The following is a 3,775-nucleotide window of genomic DNA, read 5'->3' as shown; positions in this document are numbered from 1 at the left end:
CGGTGGGCGTGTCGCGGGCGGTGGGCGTGTCGCGGGCGGTGGGCGTGTCGCGGGCGGTGGGCGTGTCGCGGGCGGTGGGCGTGTCGCGGGCGGTGGGCGTGTCGCGGGCGGTGGGCGTGTCGCGGGCTTTCACCGACGGCCATCGCCCGAAGGCTTAACACCCGGCGCAGCGTGGTGAAAGTGAAATGGCGGACGACGACATGCTCTCGTGGGATGAGTCGGTGTTCCGCGACGAGCACGTCCTCGAACTCGATTATCTGCCGGAAGCGTTCCTCCACCGCGACGAGCAGATGGAGACGCTGAAATACGCCCTCCGTCCGGCAGTTCGGGGGTCACGACCGCTGAACGTGATGGCCCGCGGCCCGCCCGGCACCGGAAAGACGACCGCCGTCCAGAAACTGTTCGACGAACTCACGAGCGTCAGCGATGTCGACGTGGTTCGGGTGAATTGCCAGGTCGACTCCACGCGATACGCCGTGTTCTCGCGGCTCTTCGAGGGGCTATTCGAATACGAGCCGCCGACCTCGGGTATCTCGTTCAAGAAGCTCTTCGGACAGATTACCGACCGCCTCGTCGAGGAAGACGAGGTGCTCATCGTCGCGCTGGACGACGTGAACTACCTCTTCTACGAGGACGAAGCCTCGGATACGCTGTACTCGCTTCTGCGGGCCCACGAGGCACATTCCGGCGCTAAAATCGGCGTTATCGTCGTCTCCTCCGATCTCGATTTGGACGTCATCGATGCGCTCGATAGCCGCGTCCAGTCGGTGTTCCGGCCCGAGGAGGTGTACTTCTCGGCGTACGGCGAGCGCGAAATCGTCGATATCCTCGACGAGCGCGTCAAGCGGGGGTTCAGAGAGGATGCCGTTGGCACGCACGTCCTCGACCGTGTCGCGGAACACACTGCCGAAAGCGGCGGCGACCTCCGCGTCGGCATCGACCTCCTACGGCGGGCAGGTCTGAACGCCGAGATGCGCGGCTCCGCCGAGGTCGGCGTCGACGATGTCGACGAAGCCTACGAGAAAGCGAAGTACGTCCACCTCTCGCGGCACCTGCGTGGCCTCTCGGAATCGGAAGCCGACCTCGTCCGCGTCCTCGCCGAACACGACGGTGAGCGAGCCGGCGACGTTTACGAGGCCTTCAGCGACCGAACCGACCTCGGCTACACGCGGTACTCTGAGATCATCAACAAACTCGACCAGCTCGGCCTCATCGACGCCGAATACACGGACGTCGAAGGGAGAGGGCGGTCGCGCTCGCTATCGCTCTCGTATGAAGCCGACGCGATTCTCGACCGGCTGGACGAGTAGGCGGGGGTTGGGTCGTGGGGGGAGCCATCGATTCGGTGGCAAAGGCATGCTGCAGTCGAAATGAAGGGCGAATGTTACTTGGGAATCGCGTGAAAGAGGCGGGTAACACGAAGATAACGTCGATTTCGGGAGGAGAGTACCGTGACCTGGCCGCTCAGCGTTCACCGGGCTCTTCGCCGATCCACTGTTCGGGCACCTGGATGACGTACCGACCGTTCTCTTGGAGGGCGATGATGTACTCCTCGCGGTCATACAACTCCATCAGATTGAGCTCGTACTGGCCCGGCTCGACGATCTTGATGGATTCGAACTGGTCGTTGAGCTGTTCGCGAAGTTCCGCGATATCGGGCTCTTCGTCGCTCGGTTCGCTGACCACGCGACCCTCGGACTCCGGGGATGAGGTGTCGTCTGGGGCGCCACTCGCAGCCAGTGGGTTGGCGGGCTCGGTCGATGCCCCGGCGGAGTCAGTCGGTGCCCCGGCGGAGTCAGTCGGTGCCCCGGCGGAGTCAGTCGATGCCTCAGCCGCCGGTTTATCGAGTGCCGGCTCATCAAGGCCCGATTCCGCCGAGTCGTTCGAGCCCGGATTCGCCTCGGGGTTCGTCGAAACATCCAGCTCGTCCGTGGAGACGACATCACTGCGTGCGCTCGCCTGCGCGACGTCTTCGCTTTCCTCACGCTTCTGTCGGTGGGCGTCGGCATCGATGATTTCGCCGTCGCCGTCGAGGATGCCGTCGCCGGAGCTGTCGTCGAGGTTGTCCTGACGGCTGTCGGTAGCGGGATACGGTTCGCTCGCGTCGGCTGGCTCCGTCGATACGTTCGGGTCGGCTGATGCGGCCGCGCCCTCTGCACCCACGTCGTCGGACTCGTCTGGCCACGACGCGTTCGGGTCGGGTGGGTCGTCGTCGGTCGGTGCGGGTTCCGATGAGACGAAATCACGAACCTTTGTCGTCGCGCGGCCGACCGTTTCGGCGACCGACGACCCGGTTTCCGGCGGGTCTGGGGGTTCGGTAGCAGTCGATGGCTCACCATCGGACGTGGCGTCATCGGTTGCGGTTTCGGTCGGGCCCGAGCCCGCTGGTCGGAACTGGAACTTGTTGCCGCCACACTCCGGGCAGCCCGATAACATCTCCTTGGAGCCGTCCTCGAACGTGTGGCCGCAGCCGGTACACTGGTGTGGCATTGTTGGTGTGGCGGACTACGTCCGCGTGATGAGCGTGCTGATGAGCGTCTCGTCTTTGTGAAGCGTCTCGATGCGGCCCGCAGGGCCGATGACCGTCAGCTTGTTCGGCTCCTTGTTCCCCATGATGCGGCCGAGGAAGCTGCTGTCACCGCCGTCCCCGCCGGGGTAGGTCTCGATTTCGATACCCGTGAACCCGTCGGGATTAATCTCGGACATCGTCACCTCGATGAGCTTGGACTCCTCTTCGGGTTCGAGACCCTCTTCGAGGATGACAATGTTGCCGTCGTGAACGCCGTCGAGGATGAGGCGGATCTTCTCCATCGTCCGCATGTCCTTCATCCGCTCGGCGCTTATCATGTCGATCTGGATGCCGTCGCCGAGGCCATCCTCGCCGTCGTCAGTTGTTATCTCGGGCATGATATCACCCGAAGTACTCCGCGATTTTGTCGTACACTTCGTCCATGTTGTCACCTTCGAGCGCCGACAGCGGTATCGTCTCGTGTTGCGGGAACGCGTTGCTGATGCGCTGGACGCTTGCGTCATCGAGGTCGATCTTGTTCGCGAAGATCAACACCGGCAGGTCTTGGCTCTCGATGATACCGATGAGCATCGTGTTGACCTGCGTAAACGGATCTTCGGTCGCATCGAGCACGTAGATCACGCCGTCGACGTCCTCGCGGAGCCAATGCATCGCTTCCGCGACGCCTTCGGTGGCCTCACGGGAGCGACGAACGGCGTCGTCCTTCTCGATGTCGTGTTCGAGGAACTCCTTGTAGTCGACCTTGGTCGTCACACCGGGCGTGTCGACGACATCGATCGTGACGGACTTGCCGTTCCGCTTGATTTCGACGTTCTCCTTGCGCCGTGCGCGGCGCGTTTCGTGAGGTACGTGGCTCTCCGGGCCGACAGCGTCGCCGGTCCAGTCGCGGGCGATACGGTTCGCGAGCGTCGTCTTGCCTGCGTTCGGCGGGCCATAAATGCCGATTCGTTTCGGCTCGTTGCCCGCGAACAGGCTCGACGTCGCACGAGATATGCTCGATCTGAGTTCTGTTAGCAGTCCCATCTCATCCTCCCGAGGCCCCGATTTCGAGTCGAAATCGGAGTCGCTCTGGACGTACTACCATACCGCATTCACTTAACTCTGCGTCAGACACACGTCATCTGGAGGATACGACTGTCGTCAAAGTGCCGCCAGCGGCGGTGAGCGTGCCGAACTATCTTCCACGTTGCTTCGCTTCCACGCCGCTTCCACGCCGCTTCCACGTCGCTTCCACGCCGCTTCCAC

Annotated in this window: 4 protein-coding genes; 1 reads left to right on the top strand and 3 read right to left on the bottom strand. The window is 63.1% G+C overall.

Going from position 1 to position 3,775, the window contains the following annotated elements:
- Positions 1 to 185: 185 nt before the first annotated feature.
- The gene (locus tag ACI8UR_RS12260) at positions 186 to 1,310 is read left to right on the top strand and encodes an ORC1-type DNA replication protein (RefSeq protein ID WP_411716382.1); all 1,125 of its coding nucleotides are present in this window, start codon (positions 186 to 188) and stop codon (positions 1,308 to 1,310) included.
- 154 nt (positions 1,311 to 1,464) lie between these two features.
- On the opposite strand, the gene ACI8UR_RS12255 is transcribed toward ACI8UR_RS12260, so the two are convergent.
- From ACI8UR_RS12255 to ACI8UR_RS12245, 3 genes are read right to left on the bottom strand one after another with little or no spacing between them, the layout of a single operon-like run.
- Positions 1,465 to 2,490 carry an OapC/ArvC family zinc-ribbon domain-containing protein gene (locus tag ACI8UR_RS12255; protein ID WP_411716383.1) on the bottom strand — a complete coding sequence of 342 codons (1,026 nt, stop codon included), beginning with the start codon at positions 2,488 to 2,490 and terminating at the stop codon, positions 1,465 to 1,467.
- A 15-nt stretch (positions 2,491 to 2,505) separates the two neighbouring features.
- The gene (locus ACI8UR_RS12250) at positions 2,506 to 2,907 is read right to left on the bottom strand and encodes a DUF2073 domain-containing protein (RefSeq protein WP_411716384.1); all 402 of its coding nucleotides are present in this window, start codon (positions 2,905 to 2,907) and stop codon (positions 2,506 to 2,508) included.
- 4 nt (positions 2,908 to 2,911) lie between these two features.
- A complete protein-coding gene (locus ACI8UR_RS12245; RefSeq protein ID WP_411716385.1) occupies positions 2,912 to 3,553 on the bottom strand; it encodes an Era-like GTP-binding protein in 642 nt (213 codons plus the stop codon).
- Positions 3,554 to 3,775: the final 222 nt, after the last annotated feature.

It is taken from the genome of Natronomonas sp., from assembly GCF_047616845.1.
GTDB lineage: Archaea > Halobacteriota > Halobacteria > Halobacteriales > Haloarculaceae > Natronomonas.
Note: the sequence above shows the minus strand (reverse complement) of the source record. Positions and strands in the feature narration are given on the sequence as shown.